Origin of the sequence: Mesorhizobium sp. KR1-2 (genome assembly GCF_040045035.1) — a bacterium.
GTDB lineage: Bacteria > Pseudomonadota > Alphaproteobacteria > Rhizobiales > Rhizobiaceae > Pseudaminobacter.
In genome coordinates, this window is the sequence record NZ_JBDZDS010000005.1 from 203666 (window position 1) to 224362 (window position 20697).

Below are 20697 nucleotides of genomic sequence, written 5' to 3' on the forward strand. Positions count from 1 at the left end.
TGGGCGAGCCGCCCTGCGTGCGTTGCTGATGTCTCCGATCGCGCATGAGGACCGCCATTCGAAACTCGGATGCCGCTTGCTGCGACGGCAAATTTTTAGTTGCAATCGGATTGGATGTAAAGTTTGATCAAACATCATCGATCAGAATTTGGTGTCAGAAGCCGGATGCCGACCGCCGCCCCCACACATAACGGTCCGAAGGACGCCGAAGCGCAGCCGCTTATCGAGGCACGCGATCTGGTGCGGAAGTTTGGCGGCGTGCGCGCCGTCGACGGCATGTCGATCACTCTGCGGCGTGGCGAGATGGCGGGGCTGATCGGCCCGAACGGCGCCGGCAAGACCACGCTGTTCAATCTTCTGGCCGGAAGCCTCAAGCCCAGTTCCGGCTCCATCCGCATCTCGGGTCAGGAAGTGGCGCAGGAAGGACCGGAGCGGCGCATCGCACGCGGCGTCGGCCGCACCTTCCAGATCCCGCGGCCATTTGCCGAGATGACGGTGCTGGAAAACGTACTGACCGGCGGGCAGGGCCAGGCCGGCGAGCACATCTGGAAGAACTTTTTGCAGCCCGGCCGCGTGGCGGCACAGGAGAGGGCCGCGGTGGAGAAGGCGCGGTCGCTGCTCGACTTCGTCACGCTTTCGGGTCTGGAGCAGGAGCCGGCGCGGGTGCTTTCCGGCGGCCAGCGCAAGCTTTTGGAACTCGCGCGCATCCTGATGGCCGATCCCGAGGCGATCCTGCTCGACGAGCCGGCCGCCGGCGTCAATCCGAGCCTTCTCGAACTCATCATCGACCGCGTGCTGGAGCTCAACGCGCAGGGCAAGTCGATCCTGCTCATCGAGCACAATATGGAGATGGTGGCGCGGCTGTGCGGGCGCGTCGTCGTCATGGCCACCGGCAAATATCTGACGGAAGGTGCGCCGGACGTCGTGGCGCGCGATCCCGCCGTCATCGAAGCCTATCTCGGCGGGGTCGGGGCATGAGCGGACAAGTCGTTGCCCTTTCCACGCGCGCGCTGGTGGCCGGCTACGAGCGCGACCTGCCCATCGTGCGCGGCGTCGACCTCGACGTGAAGCAGGGCGAGCTGGTGGTGGTGCTGGGCCCGAACGGAGCCGGCAAGTCCACCTTCGTCAAGGCAATTGCCGGGCTTGTGCCGATCCATTCGGGCACGACCGCACTCGGCAGCCTCGACATCACCACTGTCCCGGCGCATAAGAAGATCAGGCACGGCCTGGCCTTCGTGCCGCAGACCGAAAACATCTTCGGCACGATGTCGATCAACGACAATTTGCTGCTGGCCGCCAACATCCTGCCCAAGGAAAAGCGCGCCCGGCGCATCGCCGAGCTCTACGCCATGTTCCCCGACCTTGCCGCGCGGCCTTCGCTGCGCGCGGGCCAACTCTCGGGCGGCCAGCGGCAGATGCTGGCAGTGGCGCGGGCGCTGATCGTCGAGCCGTCGGTGCTGATCCTCGACGAGCCCTCGGCGGGCCTGTCGCCGAAGATCGTGTCGGAAGTTTTCGCCCGGCTGAAGCAGATCAACGAAACCGGCGTCACCATCATCCTGGTGGAGCAGAATGTGAAGGCAGCGCTTGCCATTGCCGACCGCGCCGTCATCCTCGTCGAAGGGCGGCTGCGCCATGAAGGCCCCGCCGCGACGCTTGGCGACGACCCGATCGTTGCCGAGCTTTATCTCGGCGCGCGCCGCGAACCGAAGACGGTGACACCATGAACCCGCAGGCACTCATGGACGGGCTGATCACCGGCTCGATGATCGGGCTCGGCGCGATTGGCGTCACGCTGACCTATTCGATCCTGCGCTTTGCCAATTTCGCCCATGGCGAGTTCATCTCCTGGGGCGCCTATTTCGCGCTCGCCGTCAGCAGTGCGCTTGGCTACCTGTCCGGCGGCTTGCTGACGCCGATCGGCCCGTTCTCCTTCGGCTGGTCGCTGCCGATCTCGGCGGTGGTGGCGGTCGCGCTCACCGGCGGGCTGGCGCTGGTGGTCGATGCACTGCTGTTCGGCCGGCTGCGGGCACAGCGCGGCACGGTCATCATCATGGTGATGGCGAGTTTTGGCGCGGCGCTGACGCTGCGCAGCCTGCTCGAATTCATCTTCACCTCCAAGCCGGCCTATTACAGCAAGGCATTGCAGATCGCGCTGCCGCTTGGCGGGGGCCTGCGCGCCACGCCCGACCAGATGCTGTCGCTCGGGCTTGCCGTGGTGCTGGTGGTTGCGGTCCACCTGCTTTTGACCCGCACGGCCATCGGCCGCTCCATGCGCGCCGTCAGCGAAAACCAGCAGCTTTCCGGCGTCGTCGGCATCGACGTGCGCAAGGTGGTGCGCACGGTCTGGGTGCTCGGCGCGGGGCTGGCCTGCGTTGCCGGCGTCATGGCCGGCCTGCTGGTGCAGATCCGTCCCTATATGGGCTTCGACCTTCTCTTGCCGCTGTTTGCCGCCGCGATCCTGGGCGGCATCGGCAGCGTGCCGGGCGCCATGCTGGCAGGCCTGATCGTCGGGCTCGCGGAGGCCTTCGCGGTGCAACTCGTCGGTGCCGAATGGCGCGCGGCGGTTGCCTTCGTCATTCTTGTGTTGGTGCTTTTGGTGCGGCCGCAGGGCCTGTTCGGGAGGCCCGAATGAGCGTCGAACTGATCGGCTACGGCTGTTTCTTCCTCACCATGGCGTTGACCTACGCCATCATGTGCCTGGGCCTCAACGTGCAGTGGGGGCAGACCGGCCTGTTCAATGTCGGCATCGCCGGCTTCGTTGCCATCGGCGCCTATGTCTCGGCGCTGCTGACCACGCCCGACACCGCCAACCGCTTCGGCGGCTTCGACATGCCGATCCTCGTCGGCTGGCTGGGCGGGGCGCTTGCAGCCGCCGTGATCGCCTTCCTGATCGGCGCGCTGACGATCAGGCTCAGGTCCGACTATCTCGCCATCGCCACCTTCGGCGTTGCGGTGACGGTGCAGCTTTGCGCGCTCAATCTCGAGCGGATCACCGGCGGTCCCTTCGGCATCGGCTTCATTCCGCGGCCTTTCGCCAGCCTCGCGGGCGATCCGCTGCTGTTTTCGCTGTTCAATCTCGGCGTGCTCATCGTGGTGATTACGCTGCTTTACATCGCGCTGGAGCGGCTGGTGCGCAGCCCCTGGGGACGCGTGCTGCGCGCCATCCGCGAGGACGAGACGGCAGCCCTTGCACTGGGCAAGAGCGCGGTGAAATTCCGGCTGCAGGCCTTTGCCATCGGCGGCGGCATCATGGGGCTGGCGGGCGCGGTGCAGGCGCATTTCATCGGCTTCATCGCCCCGGAAAACTACCTGCCGATGCTGACCTTTCAGGTCTGGGCGATGCTGATCGTCGGCGGCTCGGGCAACAATCGCGGCGCCATCCTGGGCGCGGTGCTGGTATGGGGCCTGTGGGCGGCCTCGGCCGGCGCGGTGGCAGGGCTCTTCCCGCCCGGTCAGCAGGCGCGCGCGGCCTCGCTGCAGATCGTCATGATCGGCGTTGCGCTCTGCGCCATCCTGCTCCTGCGTCCGCGCGGCATCCTCGGTGAGGAGAAGGTGGTGTCGCGCCATCTCGGCAAGCTTTCCTCCGCTTTGCGCGTCGACGCGAAGCCGGCAACTCCCAAGCAATGAACGGTGCCTTCCATGCAGAGAATTCCTGACCGCATCCAGCTCGATGGCGGATTGAACATCAGCCGCCTGGTTTGCGGGCTGTGGCAGGTGGCCGACCTCGAGAAGGACGGCACCACGCTCGACCCCGAAAAGGCGGCCGACGCGCTGGAAGCCTATGCCAAGGCGGGCTTCGACACATTCGACATGGCCGACCATTACGGCAGCGCCGAGATCATCACCGGGCGGCTGCTGGCCCGCTACGGCAAGGGCGAAAAGCGCCTGCTGGCCTTCACCAAATGGTGCCCCGAGCCGGGGCCGATGACCGCCGAGATCGTCCGCAAGGGCTTGCAGGAGCGGCTCGACCGGCTGGGCGTCGACAAGGTCGACCTGCTTCAATTCCATTGGTGGACCTTTGAGCATCCGGCCTGGCTGGACGCGCTGCACGAAATGGCGCGGCTGAAGGAGGAGGGGCTGATCGGCGCCATCGGCGTCACTAATTTCGATGCCGCGCATCTGGCTGTGGCGCTGGCCGACGGCGTGCCGCTCGCCACCAACCAGGTGTCGTTCTCGCTGGTCGACCGCCGCGCCGCCGGCGCGCTCTCGGAGCTGTGCGCCCGCACCGGGACAAAACTGTTCGCCTATGGCACGCTGTGCGGCGGCTTCCTGTCGGACAAATGGCTGGGCAAGCCCGAGCCGACCGAGATTCCCGACTGGAGCCGCTCGAAATACAAGCGCTTCATCGACACCGCCGGCGGCTGGGAGTCGTTCCAGGGTATTTTGTCCGCCGCCGCCGAGATCGGCCGGAAGCATGGGGTATCGATTTCCAATGTCGCGTCGCGCTGGGTGCTGGAGCACGAGGCGGTCGCGGCGACCATCATCGGCGCGCGCATCAGCGAGAACGAGCACCGCGCCGACAATCTCAACGTGTTCAGCTTTTCGCTCGATGCCGAGGACAAGGCGCGATTGGAAGAAGCTTTTGCAGGGACAAAACCGATCCAGGGAGACTGCGGCGACGAATACCGCAAGCCGCCCTATCTCACCGCCTCGGGCGACCTCAGCCACCATCTCGACGCCATCCCTTCGGTCTACAAGGCAGAGCCGATGCCCGGCCGGCCCGACAGGCTGCGTGTCTCCTCCGGCAGCATCTGGGAGCCGATCGCCGGCTTCAGCCGTGCGGTGCGGGTGAAGGACGCGATCCGCGTTTCCGGCACCACCGCCACCCACGGCACCGACCGCTGCGTCGCGCCGGGCGATGCCGGCGCGCAGACCACCTACATCCTCGACAAGATCGCCGCCGCCATCACAGCACTTGGCGGCCGCATCGAGGACGTGACGCGCACCCGCATCTACATTCGCGATGCTGCCAAGTGGGAGCCGGTGTCGCGCGCGCATGGCCGCGTGTTCGGCGAGGTGCTGCCGGCCAACACGCTGATCGAGGCGGGCGACCTGATCGGCGACTACGAGGTGGAAATCGAGGCCGAGGCGATCGTCTGAGTTTCCTCATGGGCGAAACGCCGGCTGACGAAGCGTGAGCCGGCGAGCCCGAAGCGCCACGGATGCTCGACCGCGCGGCTGATGCCGATGCGGCGGCCCGCTACGATGCCGACGGTGCCGTTGCGCGGCGATAGCGTGATCTCCGGCCCGTCGAGCGGCAGTCCGTCATGCGAGCGGTCGATGGCAAGCGCCTGGCAGAGTTTTCCGGGGCCGGAACATAGTTGCCTGATATCCAAGAGTCCCCGCCGGGCTTGCATCGTCTCGATGCCTGCGGTGGGCTCCAGTGCGCGGATCAGCACGGCACTGCCCGGCTCGCAGACGAAATTCAGGCACCAGTGGATGCCATAGGACCGGTAGACATAGGCGTGGCCTGCCGGCCCGAACATGGCAGCGTTGCGCTCGGTGGGCCCGCGAAAGGCGTGCGAAGCCGGATCGTCGCGGCGATAGGCCTCGGTCTCGACTATGATGCCGCCGACGCCATGGGCGCGGATTTCAACGCCGATCAGGTCCGGCGCGACGGCTACGGAATCCCGTTCGAAAAATGCTCTGTCCATTCCTGTGCTATCGGTTCCGGCGTCCGGTTCCGCCCGACGAACGTTATGCGCGGCGCCTTCCCGTTCCGCAACCGTGCGCACAGTTGCGGGCCGCCATATTGGCCTGCGCGACATAGCTTTGACAAATTTTGATAGCGGTCTTGCAGTACCTCAACCCGGAACACCGAGATGACGTCAAACACTTACGCGCCTGCCCAGAAGACCCTCCACTGGCTGATCTTCCTGCTGGTCATCGGTCTCTATGGCCTCACCTTCGGCGAGGATTTCTTTCCACGCGGCGATCCCGGGCGCGATGCGGTCTGGTGGCTGCATATTTCATTCGGGCTGCTTTTCGCCGTCTTCGTCGTGCTGCGCGTGGGAGTGCGCCTCTCGCGCGGAGCGCCGCAGATGCCGCCTTCGATGACGGAAATCGAAAAGAAGCTCGCCCACACCGCACATTTTCTTCTCTACGCCCTACTGGTCGTCATTCCGTTCCTCGGTATCTTCCTCACCTGGTTCCGTGGCGATGCGCTGACTTTCTTCGGCCTGTTCACCATCCCGTCGCTTGTGGCGCCCGACCGGGCGATTGCCAGCTTCATCCGGGAGGTGCATAGCGTCTGCGCTAACGCCATCCTGATCGTGGCGGGGCTGCATGCGGTTGCGGCGCTTTGGCACCATTTCGTCCGCAAGGACGATGTCTTGCGGCGGATGCTGCCGGGAACGTAGGCCGCCTGGAGTCAGGGCGCGGGGCGATCCGAGATGATCGAGGTGAAGGCGCCGATCTCTGCGAAATGCGCCGGCCTGACCTTGCCGAACTTGCTCGCATCGACGACGAGGTGCGCCTCCAGCGCGCGGTCGATCGCCATCTGCTTGATGGGCACCTCGTGAAAATGGGAGCAGGTGACGCCGCGCGTCTCGTGTATGCCGCCGGCCGAGATGAAGGCCTTGTTGAGGTTGATGCGCTTCAGCGTTTCCAGCCCTTCCTCGCCCGCGAAGGACGCGGCCGCGGGATGGTAGAGGCCGCCGAGCATGATCAGCCTGACGTTCTCGCGATGCGACAGGATCTCGGCCACGTTCATCGAGTAGCAGATCGCCGTCAGCCGCATGCCGTCGGGGATGCGCGCGGCCAGATGCGGCGTCGTCGTGCCGCAATCGATGAAGATCGTGTCGTCTTCCTCGATGAGCTTTACCGCCTGCGCGCAGGCCGCCGCTTTGGCGGCCGCGTGGCTGTCCTTCTCCTTGTCGAGCACATAGTCGCTGGCCGCCACGCCGTCGAAGGCGCCGACGATGTAGCCGCCAAGGCAGGTGAAGCGGCCCCTGGCCTCGGTGATGTCACGCCGGATCGTCATCTCCGAGACGCCGAGCTGGGCGGCGGCATCGCGAATCCTGAGAACGCCTTCTTTCTCTAGCACCGCGCCGAGCGTGTCCAGGCGCTCGTCCCTGCGTCCCGTTCTGCTCACATGGCCTCCGACTGGGTCACAAAATCCTGGCAGCTTGGCCGGCCAGAAGCCGATCCATTCCGCAACCGATAGATGCGCCCTCGACCGGCTTCAGGTCAATATGACGTGATCCAAACATAATGATTGGATCGCAACAGATCGTCGATTGCTCACATGCGAGCGGCATTTCCGGAAGCCCTCCGGGCCTCATGCGCAGATTTGAAGGCTCCGGAGCCCTCCCATCTAACGCTGAAACAGGCCGACCAGCTCCGCCGACCCGACCAGATGCGCCCGCGCCCGCTCCGCCACCTTGGAGCAGGAGGCCCGCCCGGCCAGATCCAGCCGATCGACGCCGAGCGCCAGCAGCCGGAAGTGATAATGGTGGATGCCGTGGCCCTTCGGCGGACAGGGGCCGCCATACCCGCTTCTGCCGAAATCGTTCATTGCCTGCCGCAAACCGCTGATCTGGGTCTCCGCGGGCGCCAGCCCTTCGGGAAGCTGGCTCCAGTCGGCCGGGATGTCGAAGGCGGCCCAATGATGGAACGTGCCGCCCGGCGCATCCGGATCGTCGCAGACCAGGGCGAAGCTCCTGGTGCCTTCGGGTGCTCCGTCCCACTCGAGCGGCGGCGACAGGTCCTCGCCGCTGCATGTGTGCCGCTTCGGTATCACGGCGTTGTTGTCGAACGCAGGGCTCGTCAGCCGAAAAGTCATGACCTTTCTCCTCTTCGCCCATGATCGCTACGGCTCCGAAGCACGATGCGCGCGTCTCGGGCCCGCGTCCTTGATGCGGGTCAATGTGGGTGAGGTCCGGTTAGCGGCCGGCTCAAGCAGACGCCGCTACGGCGACTGAAGGGGCGTCGAGGCGTTGCTCGCCGCCGGACCGTGTTTTCCCTGACGCTTATGTCATATTTTTCCGCACAGCAATAAATATTTCCGAATTTTACCTGACATCAACTTCAGGACTTATTGGTATTATCCCCCAATTGCGGCAATTATACAAATAGTTAACGATGATATGTCTGTGACAATACTTGCGTCGGCGGGCGGCGAGAAGACCGTATGTTAATCGTTCCAATGCGCATTCAACGAAAGGATCCTGTTATGAAGAAACTTCTCCTTGCCTCAATGACAGTATTGGCCATGACCGCTTTTGCCGCCGACGGCTTCGCGGGCAAGCCCGGTGGCGGCGGTGGTGGCAGCCAGGGGTCCAACAACGGCAATGGCAACGGCAACGGCAATAGCGGCAACAACAACGGGAATAACAACGGCAACAACAACACCGGCAGCAACAACGGTAATACGAACGGCAACAACAACACCGGTTCTAACAACGGAAACAACAACGGCAACAACAACAGCGGAAATGGCAACGGTGTTAATAACGGTAATGGCAACGCTGGATCTGGCAACGGTACCGGCAATGGCAATTTCAACAGCGGCAACAACAACGGAACCGGAAACGGGAACAACAATACCGGAAGCAACAACGGTATCAACAACGGTGACCACAACTCCGGCAGCAACAACGGCCAGAACAATGGTAACAACAACAAGATTCCGGTCGTCACGGGTAGTGGCGGTGGTGGCGACCACCAGCCTTATTAACGGGATAGTCGGATAACCGGACAAAAACTGCGCAAGGAAGCGCGTGGTCGACCACACCCTGGCGGTGTGATCGACCATGTTCGTGTTCCGGCGATTTATTTCAGGTTGCGCCCGCTTCGAGTCCGGGTTTCGCCGGAACATTGCCTCTGCCCTGCGCTACGGCCCGGCTCTGTTCAGTCTGTTGTCTCTCACTGAGGACAGCCTTCTGCCATCTGGATCAGAGGACGGCGCGGCAGCGAAACAGAACGCGGTGAGCGGCCGCAGTGGAAAAAGTGCTCGGTTGCGCTAGTTCAGCGAATGCGCGAGGGCTTCCCCAGGAGGAAATCATGATCAGCAAAATTGTAGTCGCGGCTTCACTCGTCGTCGCCTTCAGCATGCCCGCGTTCGCGGCTGCCCATTTCTGGGTTGCGAAGGACTCAGATACGCAAAAGTGTCAGGTCGTCGATAAGAAGCCGGACGGGAAGAAGATGATCGACGCCGGAAACAAGACGTATGCAAGCCAGGCGAATGCCCAAAGGGCGCTGAAGGAACTCGGCGCCTGCAAGTGAATGGCGACGGTTCTCAGGGTGAGATGGCATCGGTAAGCATGCCCCGGAGATTGTCGTTTGAGCCATGGCCCCGAGGAGCGAGGACTTTTCGGGAGCGTGCGGTAGTGCGCCGCCGCGAGCCATGATCGGAACCGCAGCGATACGCATGCGGTGGCGGTGCCGCTGGGATCGTCATCGGAAGCGCCGGTCATAGCTCAACAGACGCGCACTCTTCTTTTCCCGAGTGTCATGTCTCGCGGGAGAGTTGCCGACGATCTTTACGTCCTTGGTCATCACCAACCCGATGGCAAGAAATGGCCGCGACGATGGACGCGACCAAGGACCAGCTCAAGTCCGCCCCGGAGTTCAAGTACGAGGGCCGCTGAAAACGATGATCCCGGAGACGTCCGGCCGGAAATGCCGCCGACGATGAGCACGAGCTAGTCGGTGGGATTAGAGGAAATATGGATCTAATAAATTGGGTGGAAGCTAGGTTTCTTCGGAACGGACCCACGAAACCCGATCACTGCGCCGCCCACTACCGCGAGCAGCAGCCGAAGCGCTATGTCCTGCCAGGTAGGATTGAGCGGCATGCAAGACCCCTCCGCGTCGAGTACCCGCCGTCGTTGCTGGTGCGCACCGCTCAAAGTCGCCCCGGTGCCGGCACTGAAGGCGGCTTCGGCATGAAGCGCAACGCGGCCACGAGGTCACGCGATGATCAATACGATCTCCAAGGTCTGAGGGTCGACGATCGCGATCCGCCCATCCGCCAGTTCGAAATACATGTAGCCCTCATAGCTGGGGACGATTTCCACGATGCGCGGGGGCAGCCGATAGAGGTGGATTTCCCGCGGTACCCGGGCGCCGACGTCGACTGAAAAATTGACACCGTGAGCGGGTTCGACGTGATGCTCGCCAAACACGTGCTTGATTTCGGTACGCTGTTCATCGCTCACGTGTCCACGTTCGACATGGCGTTCGCTGGTTCCGCCGCGATGCTCTTCGCCCTGGTTCTCGCCTGGCCGCCTCTGCTCCTCGCCCTGCTTGTGCTCGCCGGGTCGCATCTGCTCTTCGCCCATTGGCTGCTTCTGCTCGCCGCCCTCTTCGTTCCGGTTTTCCTCGGATTGCGGGTTTTGGCCTTTCTGCTGTCCTTCCGTGGCCGGCCCCTGCCCGCCTCCCTGGCCTTCCGATTGTTCGGCCGGCTTTTTCCTGAGCATCTCGCCTTGGGCATGGGCGAGAACCGGCGCGGTACCAAGGGTTACGGCAAGGATACTTTTGAGTAGGATCTGTCTCATGGTCGTGCTCCCTAGGCTGATCGGGGCCAACGCCGGGCAGATGTTGCTGTTCCATCACAGTATGGCGCCACCATTTGTCCGGGATCCTTGCCGCCTTCCAGCCGCATCGACTTCCCGCGCGCGGCGATCTCGCCGCCGGCGGAACGTTTCGCCTTACTTGCCGTTTTCCGGATATATGCGAAGGATAAGTCGATGGCTAATGCTCCCAAGCCAGCGGGCCCGAACATCGAGGACGTTCAAAAGACGCTCGAAAAGCAGATCGCAGAACTGCGCGGCGAGATAAGCAAGATCAATAGTTCCATTGAGCAAAGGGGGGCCCGCTTGCCCGCGAAGCGATCGAGGCCAGTAACGGTTCTGGCCGCCAGGACTATTGGGAATTAGCTGCTCCGAGTTCACGGTCGGCGGACATCCATCGCGATCCGTTTCCTTAAGGAGAGCCGCCATGGCCTCGTCAGCGATCATCGGCATACTGATTACTTTTCTCGTCGTAATCCTGGTGCTGTATCTCGTTCAGCGTCTGCCTATCGATGCGGGCCTGCGACGGATCATTCAGATCATCGTCATCATCATCGGCATCGTGTCGCTGCTCAAATACCTTGCGGTTTTCTGATTTTAGGCAGGCGTCTTACGCGGCGGCTCAGGACCGTTCTCATCCGCCTGGAAGATCGGGAGGCTCGGGCGTCAGGTCTGGCTGGGTTGGGGCGAGGGTGGCGGACCGAGCGGCACCGGCTTGTCAGGAACTTCCGGATGCTCTTCAGGTCGACCTTCTTGGTCATTCTTCTTCGGTGCAGGTGTCTTTGGGTCTCGCTCCCAGCTCCTGGTGGAACATAAAGCACCGCTCACGCGCTTGGAGAGCATAGATGCAAATAGCAATCGTCAGGGTGATTTGTGCCGTCGGCCAGTCGGGACAGATGGGCCTGGATGGGCATCTCCCCTGGGAGGGCAACCGATCGCCGGAATACAAGGCGGACGTTGCCCGCTTCTTTGACATCACCAGAGGACAGGTGCTGGCTGCCGGACCCAAGACCATTGCCAGTGTTCCGAAGTTTGCCCGCGAGGACCGGGAATTGTTCGTCCTGCGCTCCATCATGGATCCGGAACAGACGCTCAGGCGCTTTGCTGGCCGCATCGTCTTCATCGGCGGTGGCCCGCCGGTCTGGGACGCTTACGGGCGCTTCGTCAGCCACTGGGACATAACGCGGCTGCCCTATGACGGCCCGGCGGACCGCTGGTTCGATCCGCGATGGCTCAAAGCAGCATGATGGATCGGCACGGGGCAGGCGGCAATCATGGCTGCCCTGATGCCGTGCTTTGCTCGCCCGCCGAGGTGAACTTGAGCGCCTCGGTGCTTCGGGGCCTTGCAACGTCGCCGGCAGGGCGTCAGAATTTGATCGTGCTCCGCAGTCCGATCACTGTCGCATTGGGTATGCTTTCCGATGGATTTGCAGGATTGGCGGCTCCCCCACCGGGGCGGACGATATACTGAAAGTCCGGCTGGAGTGACCACCAAGGGCTTATCTGCGCAACGTAATTCACTTCCAGCACCAATTCACCGGAACGGGTCGGGCCCGTGCCGCCCGCCGCAACCCGCTCCCTGTCGAGCGCAATGGCGTCGTTGCTGACCCGGGAATAGGCGAGGCCGACCGTCAAAGTATCCTTGGAACGCGACTTGAACGGCCCCTTGATGCCGAAGCCGCCATCGACTTGCCAGGAAACCAGGTTGCGGTCGGCGGGGACGACTTGCCCTCGCAGGAAGACGCTCAGCGCGCGCGAGCCGGAACGCCACAGCGCCTGGTCGGCGACCGCGTAGATGCCCCAGTTGCCGCGATGCATGTGCGGAGAAATGGGCGTCGCCGCAAGGAAGGCCTGATCGTCGGCACCGTTCAGACCGAACGGCAGTTGAGGAAATTCCGCAGTGTGATACCAGCCTCCGAGTTTGTAGGTTGCGGCAAGACCTGCATCGTGATCCGCCGCATTGGCAGAGTAGCCCGCCTCTGCAAAAATGAGTGCACCGCCGCTGAAGCTGAATGTCAGGCCATAGCGATCGCAGGCCTGCGGATTGGTCATGCAATGCGATCCGGCCGGGTTGCCGCTGTAGATCGCGGTGAGGAACGACCAATGCTTGTCTTTCCAAGACAGTCGCGCCCCGGGCGTGGCAAGGGGATACGCAGGCCCCCCGCTCGGCAGATCCGCCATGTTGAGAGCCGGCCAGCCAAAGGTGGAGTTCATCAAGACTACGGACGTCGGAGCTATGATGAAGTCGCTGTCGGCCGCCAGTTGGCCAATTCGGAGCGAACTCGACTTGTTCAGGTCGTGTTCCAGCCATGCCGTAAAGAGCCGGGTAGTCGCAAGCGCATCTATGTCACTTGGGTCGGCCAGGCTCCCGACATTGTCCTCCACATCGCGGTCGTCCACATCGTGCAACTGGTAGATAATAGCTTGCGCCCGAGTGCCATTCCAACCGATCAGCTTTGCGAGGTCGACGTCCACGGTTACGTTCAACTGGCCCTCGTAGGTGGTGCCGCGTCTTCGCCCTCCCGAGACGACGTTCATGATCTCGCCGATATAATTGATCGTGAACTCGATGCCTTTCTTCTTCAGGGCTGTCCGGTGCCCGCCCCAATCGCCGGTCAGGGTCCCCCATTCCCAGATGCTCTGGGGTGCGCTGCTGCTGGCGGCATCGGCATGGGCCAGCACAGGCCGCAGCGCGACGAGCGCCATGCTGCTGAAGAGCATTGCCCCGACAAGTCCACGCTTGAGCCCTTCATGCAATTCCAAGCCCCCCGTACCAACCTGAGAGCCGTGCGTGCCCGCAGCCAGAGGTCTTCGCACGAGAGGACTGGCTCAGCTAGCCGCCGGTGCGCAACTGCAGGCGCCTATTTCGGTAACGCTATCCGAAAGATAATTGGAAAAATATCACGCGCACTGCATTTTATTGTCAATAACGGATCAGCTTAGATGAGTGCGCATTATTACCGTTGCTTGAGATGAACAGCGGACGCCGGCAAAGTGGCTGGCGGGATCGTTGCCGATTGGCGAAAGTCGTCAAAGGGTGATTCGCGGCTCTCAGTGAAACGGACGCACCTCGACCGGCGCCCGACAGGCGACAGCGGCCTTGCGCCCCCACGCCAGCGCCTCGTTCAGGTCGGCGGCTTCCAGCACCCAGAAGCCGCCCACGTGCTCCTTGGTCTCGAGATACGGCCCTTCGGTGATGACCACCTCGCCGCCGGGCTGAGCCCGCAGTGACCTCGCGCTGCTTGCCGGGTGCAGGCCGCCAACAAAAATCCTGATACCGGCAGCCTTCATCTCGTCGTTGATAGCGTCGATATCGCGGGACATCGCTTCGTCTTCTGCGACGGACGGGTCGTAGTCGTCGGGGTGATGAATAGCAACCAGGTACCGCGTCATGGCTTCTCTCCCGCAGAGATCTTCGGGCAGTCCGGTTGACCTGCCTTCACGATATTGACGAACGCCCGGACCGGATTCCGACAAATCGTCCAAGTCGTCGTGCCGCCGAAGGGGGAAGCGTGGGAGGCGCCATGAGCGAGAATTTGGCGGAACGAGTGCTGTAAGCCCTGATTTGCTGGTGATCCCGACAGGAATCGAACCTGTGACCTACAGATTAGGAATCTGTCGCTCTATCCTACTGAGCTACGGGACCAACCGAGACGACACATAGCCGCTTCGGACGATTTCGCCAATGGTTTTCGGACGTTTTTTCCCGCGGCACCGTCCGGTTCGCGACGCGGTCGAGGTAGCGGTGGGGTAGGGCCGGCAGGGCGGTCGCGCCCAGGCGATGGCCCGCGGTGGTCCCATCTGGCCGATTTTCTTTGCCCGCGGGGCTGAAATGCCGCGTCGGGGGCCTCCGGAGCAGGCGAATATTTGGCGCCGCTGCAGGAACGGATGACCCCACCAAGCGTTGAGCGCGACCTGCATTGCTAAGCAAAATGGAGATCACGATGCTAAGGACAGCAATTGTAGGGTTCACAGCCCTTCTCATGACTGCGCCCAACCTGGCCTATGCGCAACAAGCGCCTGCTCCCAAGGAGGGGCAGGAGGCTCCGAACGCCGTCGACTGGAAGGAAATAACCGATGCCCGGATCGACGTGCTCAAGGGCGCGTTGCAGCTAACGCCCGACCAGGAAAAATATTGGCCGGCCGTCGAGCAGGCCATTCGCGCCAGGGCTGAAGCGCGCCGCGCCCGCGTCGAAGCCCTGGCAAAGATGCGTGAAGAGCGGCCGGACCTGTTCGAGATCCTGCGTAGCCGTGCCGACAACATGACGCAGCGCGCTGCGGGATTGAAGCAGCTCGTCGACGCCTGGGAGCCTCTCTACAAGACGCTCGACGACAAGCAGAAGATGCGGCTGCGTGTCGTGGCATCGGTCATCATGCATGAGATCAGAGGCGGCATGGAGAAGCACCACATGCAGCGCGAGGAAGAGGGGTATGGCGACGACGACGGTGGCGGCGACGAGTAATAACGCAGCCCCTCATGGTCAGCCGTAATCCTGGCACTGCGTCTGTCAGCACCGGCTGTAAACAGCCCGCCCCGGCGAACCGAGGCGGGCTTCATTTCGTTGGGTGCCTTGTGCTCGCGCGCCCGCTACGGCAACTCGGGTCCGAGACGCCCTGGCGGCAATCGGGCCGCGTGTGCGCCAACGCCCCTGGAGCGGTGGCATTCTTGAAATGCCAACTCGCTCCAAGCTTTTGTTTTTGGAGCATGAACCCGAAAAGTCTGCAACTTCTCGGGATCATGTCCTAGGCGGCCAGGGCCGTCTCGGCGAGCCGCACCCAGTAGCTGACGCCGTGTGGGATCGCCTCGTCGTTGAAGTCGTAAGCGGGGTGGTGGAGGTTGGCGGTGTCGCCATTGCCGATGAAGATGAAGGCGCCCGGGCGGGCCTCCAGCATGTAGGAAAAATCCTCGCCGCCCATTACAGGTTGGATTTCGCGATGAACCTGACCGTCGCCGGCAATCGTGGCGGCGACGTTTCCGGCCAGCACCGTTTCCTCGGCATGGTTGAAGGTCACCGGATAGTTGGAGTCGTAGTCGATGGTGACGCTTGCGCCGTGGGCGCCGGCTATACCGGCGCAGATGGCGTGCAGGCGTTCGCGTGCGGCCTGGGCCACCTCCTTCTTCAGCGTGCGCACCGTGCCGGCAAGCTCGATCTGCTCGGGAATGACGTTGTAGGCGTCGCCGCCGTGGAACTTGGTCACTGTCACCACGACCGAATCGATCGGGTCGATGGTGCGCGAGGCGATGGTCTGCAGCGCGGTGACGATCTGGCTGCCGACGACGATCGGGTCGATGGCGCGGTGCGGCATGGCGGCATGGCCACCCTTGCCCTTCACCGTGATGGTGAACTCCGCCGTCGCCGCCATGATCGGACCGGGGCGCAGCGCGAACTGGCCGACCGGCAGGCCGGGCATGTTGTGCATGCCGAACACCTGGGCGATGCCAAAGCGATCCATCATGCCGTCCTCGACCATAGCCAGGCCGCCGGCGCCGCCTTCCTCGGCGGGCTGGAAGATGACCGCCACCGCGCCGGCGAAATTGCGCGTCTCGGCCAGATATTTCGCGGCCCCCAGCAGCATGGCGGTGTGGCCGTCATGGCCGCAGGCATGCATCTTGCCGGGGTTGGTCGAAGCGTAGGGCTTGCCGGTGGCCTCGGTGATGGGCAGGGCATCCATGTCGGCGCGCAGGCCGACGGTTGCGCCCGCGCCGAGCGTGCCGCGGATCAGCCCGACGACGCCGGTGCGCCCGATGCCGCTCACCACCTCGTCGCAGCCGAAGGATTTCAGCTTCTCGGCCACGAAAGCCGCCGTCTGGTGGACGTCATAGTTCAGTTCGGGGGTCTGGTGCAGGGTGCGGCGCCAGCCGGCGATTTCGTCTTGCAGTTCGGCGGCTCGGTTCAGAATCGGCATGATGAAAGACTTTCGCTGTTCATGGGTTTTGCCCGGCTATTCGCAATCGTGATCGGTATACGCTTTGCCATTTTCACGTCACATAGGCTAAATAGCACGCAAGGCGCGGGCCGGAGCATGAAAAGCCAAATCCCGCACTGTTGAGAGTTGGCCCGATCCGAAAATCTTAAGGACCCCGAGGCGGCTACGGCAAGAGGTGATTTCGGGATTTATGATGCGGCATCTCGCTTTTTCAAAAGGACTTTTTGCCGGCCTGGCGACGCTGTGCGCGCTGACGGCGGGGCCGGCGGGCGCCAACCCGTCGATCCTGTTCGACGTCCGCACCGGCCAGGTTCTGGAGCATGAGGATGCCTTCAAGCGCTGGCATCCGGCCTCGCTCACCAAGCTGATGACGGCCTATGTCGCCTTCCGCGCCGTGCAGGCGGGCGAGCTGACCCTGCAGTCGCCGATCAAGATCACCAAGATTTCCGCCGCCGAGCCGCCGAGCAAGATGGGCTACAAGCCCGGCTCGGTGATGACGCTGGACAACGCCTTGAAGATGATGCTCGGCAAGTCCGCCAACGACATCGCCGCCGCCATCGGCGAGAATGTCGGCGGCACGCTTCCCGCCTTCGCCGATCGCATGAACGCGGAAGCGCGGCGCCTGGGCATGACGGGCAGCCACTTCACCAATCCCAACGGGCTGCACGACCCGGAGAATTACACCACCGCGCTCGACCTGGCGCTGCTGGTTCGGGCGATCCGCCTCGACTTCCCGCAATATGCCTCCTACTTCTCCATCGAGGGGCTGACCACCAACGGCAAGAACCGGATACACGGCTACAACCCGCTGCTCGGGCGCTTTGCCGGCGCCGACGGCATGAAGACCGGCTTCGTCTGCGCTTCCGGCTACAATCTCGTCGGTACGGCCACACGCGACGGGCGCACGCTCGCGGCGGTGGTTCTGGGCGCGCGCACGCCATGGGGCCGCGCGGACAGGGCTGCGGATCTTTTGGGGCAGGGCTTCTCCACCTCGGCCAGCGCGAATGCGACGCTGACCAATCTCCAGCCCTATGGCGAGAACCTGACGACGCCGACCGACATGCGCGACATCGTCTGCAGCAAGCAGGGCGCCTCGGAGCGCTCCGACGGGCTCGATGCGCAGGGCAAGCCGAAGTTCAAGTCGCCCTACATGGCCGAGTTGAATCGCGACCTGCGGCTCGTGCGCGTCGGCCTCGGCGGGGCTACCGGCCCGGCGCCGGCAGCCTTCGCGGCGATCGACGCCAAGAACAACCAGGCCAACGTGCCGATCCCGACCTGGCGGCCCGACAGGCCGGCTCCTAGCGCGCCGGTGCCTGCGCAAGGCGACGCCACGCACCAGTAACAAAATAATGCGCGACTTTCATCCGATCCCCGTCTCGGTGCTGACCGGCTTTCTCGGTGCCGGCAAGACCACGCTGCTCAACCGGCTGCTGAAGGACCCGGCGCTGTCGGACACCGCAGTCATCATCAACGAATTCGGCGATGTCGCTATCGACCACCTGCTGGTCGAGCAGGCATCCGACGGCGTCATCCAGCTTTCCGACGGCTGCCTGTGTTGCACTGTGCGTGGCGAGTTGGTCGACACGCTGGCCGACCTGGTCGATCGGCTTCAGACCGGCCGCATCGCGCGGCTGAAGCGGGTGATCATCGAAACCACCGGTCTGGCTGATCCAGCACCGGTGCTGCAGTCCATCATGGGGCATCCCGCGCTGGTGCAGGCCTTCCGGCTCGATGGCGTCATCACGCTGGTCGATGCGGTGAATGGCGAAGCGACGCTCGACGCCCATGTCGAGGCCGTGAAGCAGGCAGCGGTGGCCGACCGGCTGGTGATCACCAAGACCGATCTGGCGAGCGACGCCGCCGCGCTCTGGGGGCTGAAAGAGCGGCTTGGCCGCATCAACCCGTCGGCGCCGCAGCTCGACGTCGCGAATGAGGCGACGGGCGTGGCCGCGCTGTTCGAGTGCGGGCTCTATGACCCGGAGACGAAGACCGCCGACGTGCGCCGTTGGCTCGGCGAGGAGGCGGCGCATGCCGCGCACCACCACCACCATGACGGCCACGACCATCATAATCACCACCACCATCATGACCATCACCACCATGACGGGCGCGTGCGTTCGTTCAGCCTGGTGCATGACGGGCCGGTGCCTTACGGGGCGATCGAGATGTTCCTCGATCTGCTGCGCTCCACGCATGGCGAGCGGCTCCTGCGGATGAAGGGCATCGTCGAGCTTGCGGAAGACCCGGCCCGGCCGCTGGTCGTTCACGGCGTGCAGAAGATCCTGCATCCGCCGGTGCGCTTGCCCTTCTGGCCCGACGCGGTGCGCGGCACGCGGCTGGTGCTGATCACGCTCGACATGCCGGAAGACTATGTGCGGCGGCTGTTTGCCGCCATCACCAACCGGCCGGCGATCGACACGCCCGACCGTGCCGCGGTGGAGGACAACCCGCTGGCGATAGCGGGTATGCGCCGTTAAGCGGCGTCTTCACTTCGAGAAAATGGGGCTACGCGGCCCCGCGCTCGACCAGAAAGCGGTGGCCGTCGGGTTGCGCCTGCGTTTCCACCAGCCGGTGGCCGCTTTCAGAGCAGAAGGCAGGAATGTCGATGACCGCCAGCGGATCGGTGGTTTCGAGCCAGAGCAGGCTGCCGGGCGTCATTCCCGCCAGGCGCTTACGCGCCTTCAAGACGGGCAGGGGGCAGTTCAGCCCCTTGAGGTCGTAGACGTCCGGATTGCTTGTCACGTAGGCCGCTCAGCCTCCGAAGAGGTTGGCCATGCGCTTGCGCACGCCGCCCAGAAGGCCCGGCTTTTCGGCCGCAGCGGCGTCGGCAGGCGCCTCCGCGACCTGGCTGGCGTCGGGTGCGGGGGCCGGCGCGGGGCCGGCCTTGGCGAGTGCTTCCGCCGCGGCCTTTTCCGCCTTGGCGAGAGCGATTGCAGCCGCCTTCTCCTCGGCCGCGCGCTTCTTCTCTTCGGCGAGCCTCTTCTTTTCCGCTTCGGCCGCCTCCAGCGCTGCCATGCGGCGGCCGGCAGGCGAGTCGATGCGGCCCATATGGTTTGTCACCTTGATGGTGCCATCCGCCTCGAGCGACGGCGGCTCGATCGGCACGCGTTCGCCGCGGGCGCGCTGCTTGCTCCAGTCGGAGACGATGTTGGCTTCCTTGAGGCCGGCGATCGTCGGCGCGGGCTCAGGGGTTGAGCTCTTGATGGCGCTGGTGAAGGCCTTCTCATAGTCCGCCTGGTAGCTCTGATAGGCCATCTTCAGCGAATCGGGCATGGTCGAGGCCGGGCAGGCGCCGGCCGGCGAGAAGGCGGCGCCATTCTCGGGAATCTGGTTGAAGACGTAACGCTTCTCGCAGACATCGACCTTGGGCGGCACCTTGGTGATCTCGAACTGGTCGTAGCCTTCCTTCAGCATCTTCCAGAACTCGTAGTTCGGGTCGTCGCGATAGCGCGCCATGTTGGCGGCCGTCATGCGGAAGGGGAAGGCTTGCACCTGGAATTCGCTCTGGCCGCCGACAAAGGCGTCGCGGCCGAAGGCATAGATCTGCTCGATCTGCGCGTCGGTCATGGAGTAGCAGCCGGACGAGGAGCAGGCCCCATGCACCATCAGGTTCGAGCCGGTGCGGCCGTTGGCCCGGTCATAGGCGTTGGGATAGCCGATGTTGAAGGCGAGATAATACTGCGAGTTCGGCTTCATCTGGCCGGGGCGCACCGTGTAGAAGCCCTCGGGCGCCTGGCGGTCGCCCTCGATGTATTTCGGGCCGAGCTTGCCCGACCATTTGCAGATGTCGTAGCTGGCGATGATGTCGTAGCGGCCGTTGGACTTCTGCTTCCAGATCTCCAGCTTGCCTTCTTCCTTGAAGATGCGCGCCATCACCGGCGAGGTGCGCGGCATGTCCTTGGCCTTCATCTCGGCCAGGATTTTTGGCGGAATATGCAGTTCGCCCCTGGGCGTCAAACCCGCGAAGGTGGACTGCACATCGTTGTTGCAGCCGGCCAGAGCGAGGGCCGCAATCAGCAAACCGGAACGGGCTATACTGGCGAGTTTCGGCATCAAATGTCGTCTTCGTTTCCGTCGATACCGGCGGAATCCCCCCACCGGCCTTGATGTTCAAGGTGTCGACCATAAAGCGTTAACCTTGCGAATTGATTACTGCAAGGGTCAACGCCGCTCTGCGGCATACGGCCTTTTGACGAAAAAGAGGCGGCAATATTGTGGCGACAATCGACAATGTCGTCGCAATCGCGCGCCGCAT

General features: G+C 63.6%; 22 protein-coding genes and 1 tRNA gene. 13 read left to right on the top strand and 10 right to left on the bottom strand.

The features are described from left to right. Positions 1-165: 165 nt before the first annotated feature. Genes ABLE85_RS12645 through ABLE85_RS12665 form a run of 5 tightly spaced genes read left to right on the top strand, consistent with a single transcriptional unit; the run spans position 166 to position 5100 of the window. The gene (locus ABLE85_RS12645; RefSeq protein ID WP_348793080.1) at positions 166-978 is read left to right on the top strand and encodes an ABC transporter ATP-binding protein; all 813 of its coding nucleotides are present in this window, start codon (positions 166-168) and stop codon (positions 976-978) included. After that, positions 975-1724: an ABC transporter ATP-binding protein gene (locus tag ABLE85_RS12650; protein ID WP_348793081.1), complete on the top strand. Its 750-nt coding sequence runs from the start codon at positions 975-977 to the stop codon at positions 1722-1724. The genes ABLE85_RS12645 and ABLE85_RS12650 overlap by 4 nt, the downstream gene beginning before the upstream one ends. Then, the gene (locus tag ABLE85_RS12655; RefSeq protein WP_348793082.1) at positions 1721-2632 is read left to right on the top strand and encodes a branched-chain amino acid ABC transporter permease; all 912 of its coding nucleotides are present in this window, start codon (positions 1721-1723) and stop codon (positions 2630-2632) included. The genes ABLE85_RS12650 and ABLE85_RS12655 overlap by 4 nt, the downstream gene beginning before the upstream one ends. Next, on the top strand, positions 2629-3627 hold the full coding sequence (locus ABLE85_RS12660) for a branched-chain amino acid ABC transporter permease (RefSeq protein ID WP_348793083.1): 999 nt from the start codon (positions 2629-2631) through the stop codon (positions 3625-3627). Before ABLE85_RS12655 ends, ABLE85_RS12660 begins: the two co-directional genes overlap by 4 nt. A gap of 12 nt (positions 3628-3639) precedes the next feature. After that, positions 3640-5100: an aldo/keto reductase gene (locus tag ABLE85_RS12665; protein ID WP_348793084.1), complete on the top strand. Its 1461-nt coding sequence runs from the start codon at positions 3640-3642 to the stop codon at positions 5098-5100. On the opposite strand, the gene ABLE85_RS12670 is transcribed toward ABLE85_RS12665, so the two are convergent. After that, entirely contained in the window at positions 5064-5654 is a 591-nt protein-coding gene (locus ABLE85_RS12670; protein ID WP_348793085.1) for a DNA-3-methyladenine glycosylase, read from the bottom strand. The two genes, ABLE85_RS12665 and ABLE85_RS12670, sit on opposite strands and share 37 nt — an antisense overlap. Before the next feature lie 168 nt (positions 5655-5822). Between ABLE85_RS12670 and ABLE85_RS12675 the strand changes: the two genes are divergently transcribed. Further along, positions 5823-6359 (top strand): cytochrome b, encoded by a 537-nt coding sequence (locus tag ABLE85_RS12675; RefSeq protein WP_348793086.1) that lies wholly within the window; start codon positions 5823-5825, stop codon positions 6357-6359. An 11-nt stretch (positions 6360-6370) separates the two neighbouring features. Here ABLE85_RS12675 and ABLE85_RS12680 read toward each other — a convergent pair whose 3' ends face one another. Beyond that, complete coding sequence (locus tag ABLE85_RS12680; RefSeq protein WP_348793087.1) at positions 6371-7093, bottom strand: DeoR/GlpR family DNA-binding transcription regulator; 723 nt, start codon at positions 7091-7093, stop codon at positions 6371-6373. A gap of 222 nt (positions 7094-7315) precedes the next feature. Further along, entirely contained in the window at positions 7316-7783 is a 468-nt protein-coding gene (locus ABLE85_RS12685; protein WP_348793088.1) for a YbhB/YbcL family Raf kinase inhibitor-like protein, read from the bottom strand. Between the two features lie 390 nt (positions 7784-8173). Between ABLE85_RS12685 and ABLE85_RS12690 the strand changes: the two genes are divergently transcribed. Together ABLE85_RS12690 and ABLE85_RS12695 are read left to right on the top strand one after the other, a co-directional pair. After that, a complete protein-coding gene (locus tag ABLE85_RS12690) occupies positions 8174-8677 on the top strand; it encodes a hypothetical protein (protein WP_348793089.1) in 504 nt (167 codons plus the stop codon). 326 nt (positions 8678-9003) lie between these two features. Next, entirely contained in the window at positions 9004-9225 is a 222-nt protein-coding gene (locus ABLE85_RS12695; RefSeq protein WP_348793090.1) for a hypothetical protein, read from the top strand. Between the two features lie 686 nt (positions 9226-9911). On the opposite strand, the gene ABLE85_RS12700 is transcribed toward ABLE85_RS12695, so the two are convergent. Then, positions 9912-10421, bottom strand: coding sequence for a DUF1236 domain-containing protein (locus ABLE85_RS12700; protein ID WP_348793091.1), 510 nt, complete (start codon positions 10419-10421; stop codon positions 9912-9914). 520 nt (positions 10422-10941) lie between these two features. On the opposite strand from ABLE85_RS12700, the gene ABLE85_RS12705 reads away from it, so the two are divergent. After that, positions 10942-11109: a Thivi_2564 family membrane protein gene (locus ABLE85_RS12705; protein WP_348793092.1), complete on the top strand. Its 168-nt coding sequence runs from the start codon at positions 10942-10944 to the stop codon at positions 11107-11109. Between the two features lie 250 nt (positions 11110-11359). Continuing rightward, on the top strand, positions 11360-11761 hold the full coding sequence (locus tag ABLE85_RS12710) for a diacylglycerol kinase (protein WP_348793093.1): 402 nt from the start codon (positions 11360-11362) through the stop codon (positions 11759-11761). A gap of 118 nt (positions 11762-11879) precedes the next feature. Here ABLE85_RS12710 and ABLE85_RS12715 read toward each other — a convergent pair whose 3' ends face one another. The 3 genes from ABLE85_RS12715 to ABLE85_RS12725 all read right to left on the bottom strand — a co-directional run bounded on the left by ABLE85_RS12715 (position 11880) and on the right by ABLE85_RS12725 (position 14160). After that, positions 11880-13235, bottom strand: coding sequence for a carbohydrate porin (locus ABLE85_RS12715; RefSeq protein ID WP_348793094.1), 1356 nt, complete (start codon positions 13233-13235; stop codon positions 11880-11882). 330 nt (positions 13236-13565) lie between these two features. Beyond that, positions 13566-13907 (bottom strand): YciI family protein, encoded by a 342-nt coding sequence (locus tag ABLE85_RS12720; RefSeq protein WP_348793095.1) that lies wholly within the window; start codon positions 13905-13907, stop codon positions 13566-13568. A 176-nt stretch (positions 13908-14083) separates the two neighbouring features. Further along, positions 14084-14160: transfer RNA gene (locus ABLE85_RS12725), tRNA-Arg, on the bottom strand. Between the two features lie 337 nt (positions 14161-14497). Between ABLE85_RS12725 and ABLE85_RS12730 the strand changes: the two genes are divergently transcribed. Beyond that, entirely contained in the window at positions 14498-14977 is a 480-nt protein-coding gene (locus ABLE85_RS12730) for a Spy/CpxP family protein refolding chaperone (protein WP_348793096.1), read from the top strand. Between the two features lie 280 nt (positions 14978-15257). Here ABLE85_RS12730 and ABLE85_RS12735 read toward each other — a convergent pair whose 3' ends face one another. Further along, on the bottom strand, positions 15258-16421 hold the full coding sequence (locus ABLE85_RS12735) for a M20 aminoacylase family protein (RefSeq protein WP_348793097.1): 1164 nt from the start codon (positions 16419-16421) through the stop codon (positions 15258-15260). A gap of 214 nt (positions 16422-16635) precedes the next feature. Here ABLE85_RS12735 and ABLE85_RS12740 point away from each other — a divergent pair, with 214 nt between their 5' ends. Together ABLE85_RS12740 and ABLE85_RS12745 are read left to right on the top strand one after the other, a co-directional pair. Further along, a complete protein-coding gene (locus tag ABLE85_RS12740) occupies positions 16636-17784 on the top strand; it encodes a D-alanyl-D-alanine carboxypeptidase family protein (RefSeq protein ID WP_348793098.1) in 1149 nt (382 codons plus the stop codon). A gap of 7 nt (positions 17785-17791) precedes the next feature. Next, positions 17792-18919: a GTP-binding protein gene (locus ABLE85_RS12745; RefSeq protein ID WP_348793099.1), complete on the top strand. Its 1128-nt coding sequence runs from the start codon at positions 17792-17794 to the stop codon at positions 18917-18919. Between the two features lie 28 nt (positions 18920-18947). Here the strand turns inward: ABLE85_RS12745 and ABLE85_RS12750 are convergent, their stop codons facing one another. Both ABLE85_RS12750 and ABLE85_RS12755 read right to left on the bottom strand, forming a co-directional pair. Further along, positions 18948-19184: a sulfurtransferase TusA family protein gene (locus ABLE85_RS12750; protein ID WP_348793100.1), complete on the bottom strand. Its 237-nt coding sequence runs from the start codon at positions 19182-19184 to the stop codon at positions 18948-18950. Positions 19185-19193: 9 nt separating this feature from the next. Continuing rightward, a complete protein-coding gene (locus ABLE85_RS12755; RefSeq protein WP_348793101.1) occupies positions 19194-20495 on the bottom strand; it encodes a murein L,D-transpeptidase family protein in 1302 nt (433 codons plus the stop codon). Positions 20496-20697 lie beyond the last annotated feature (202 nt).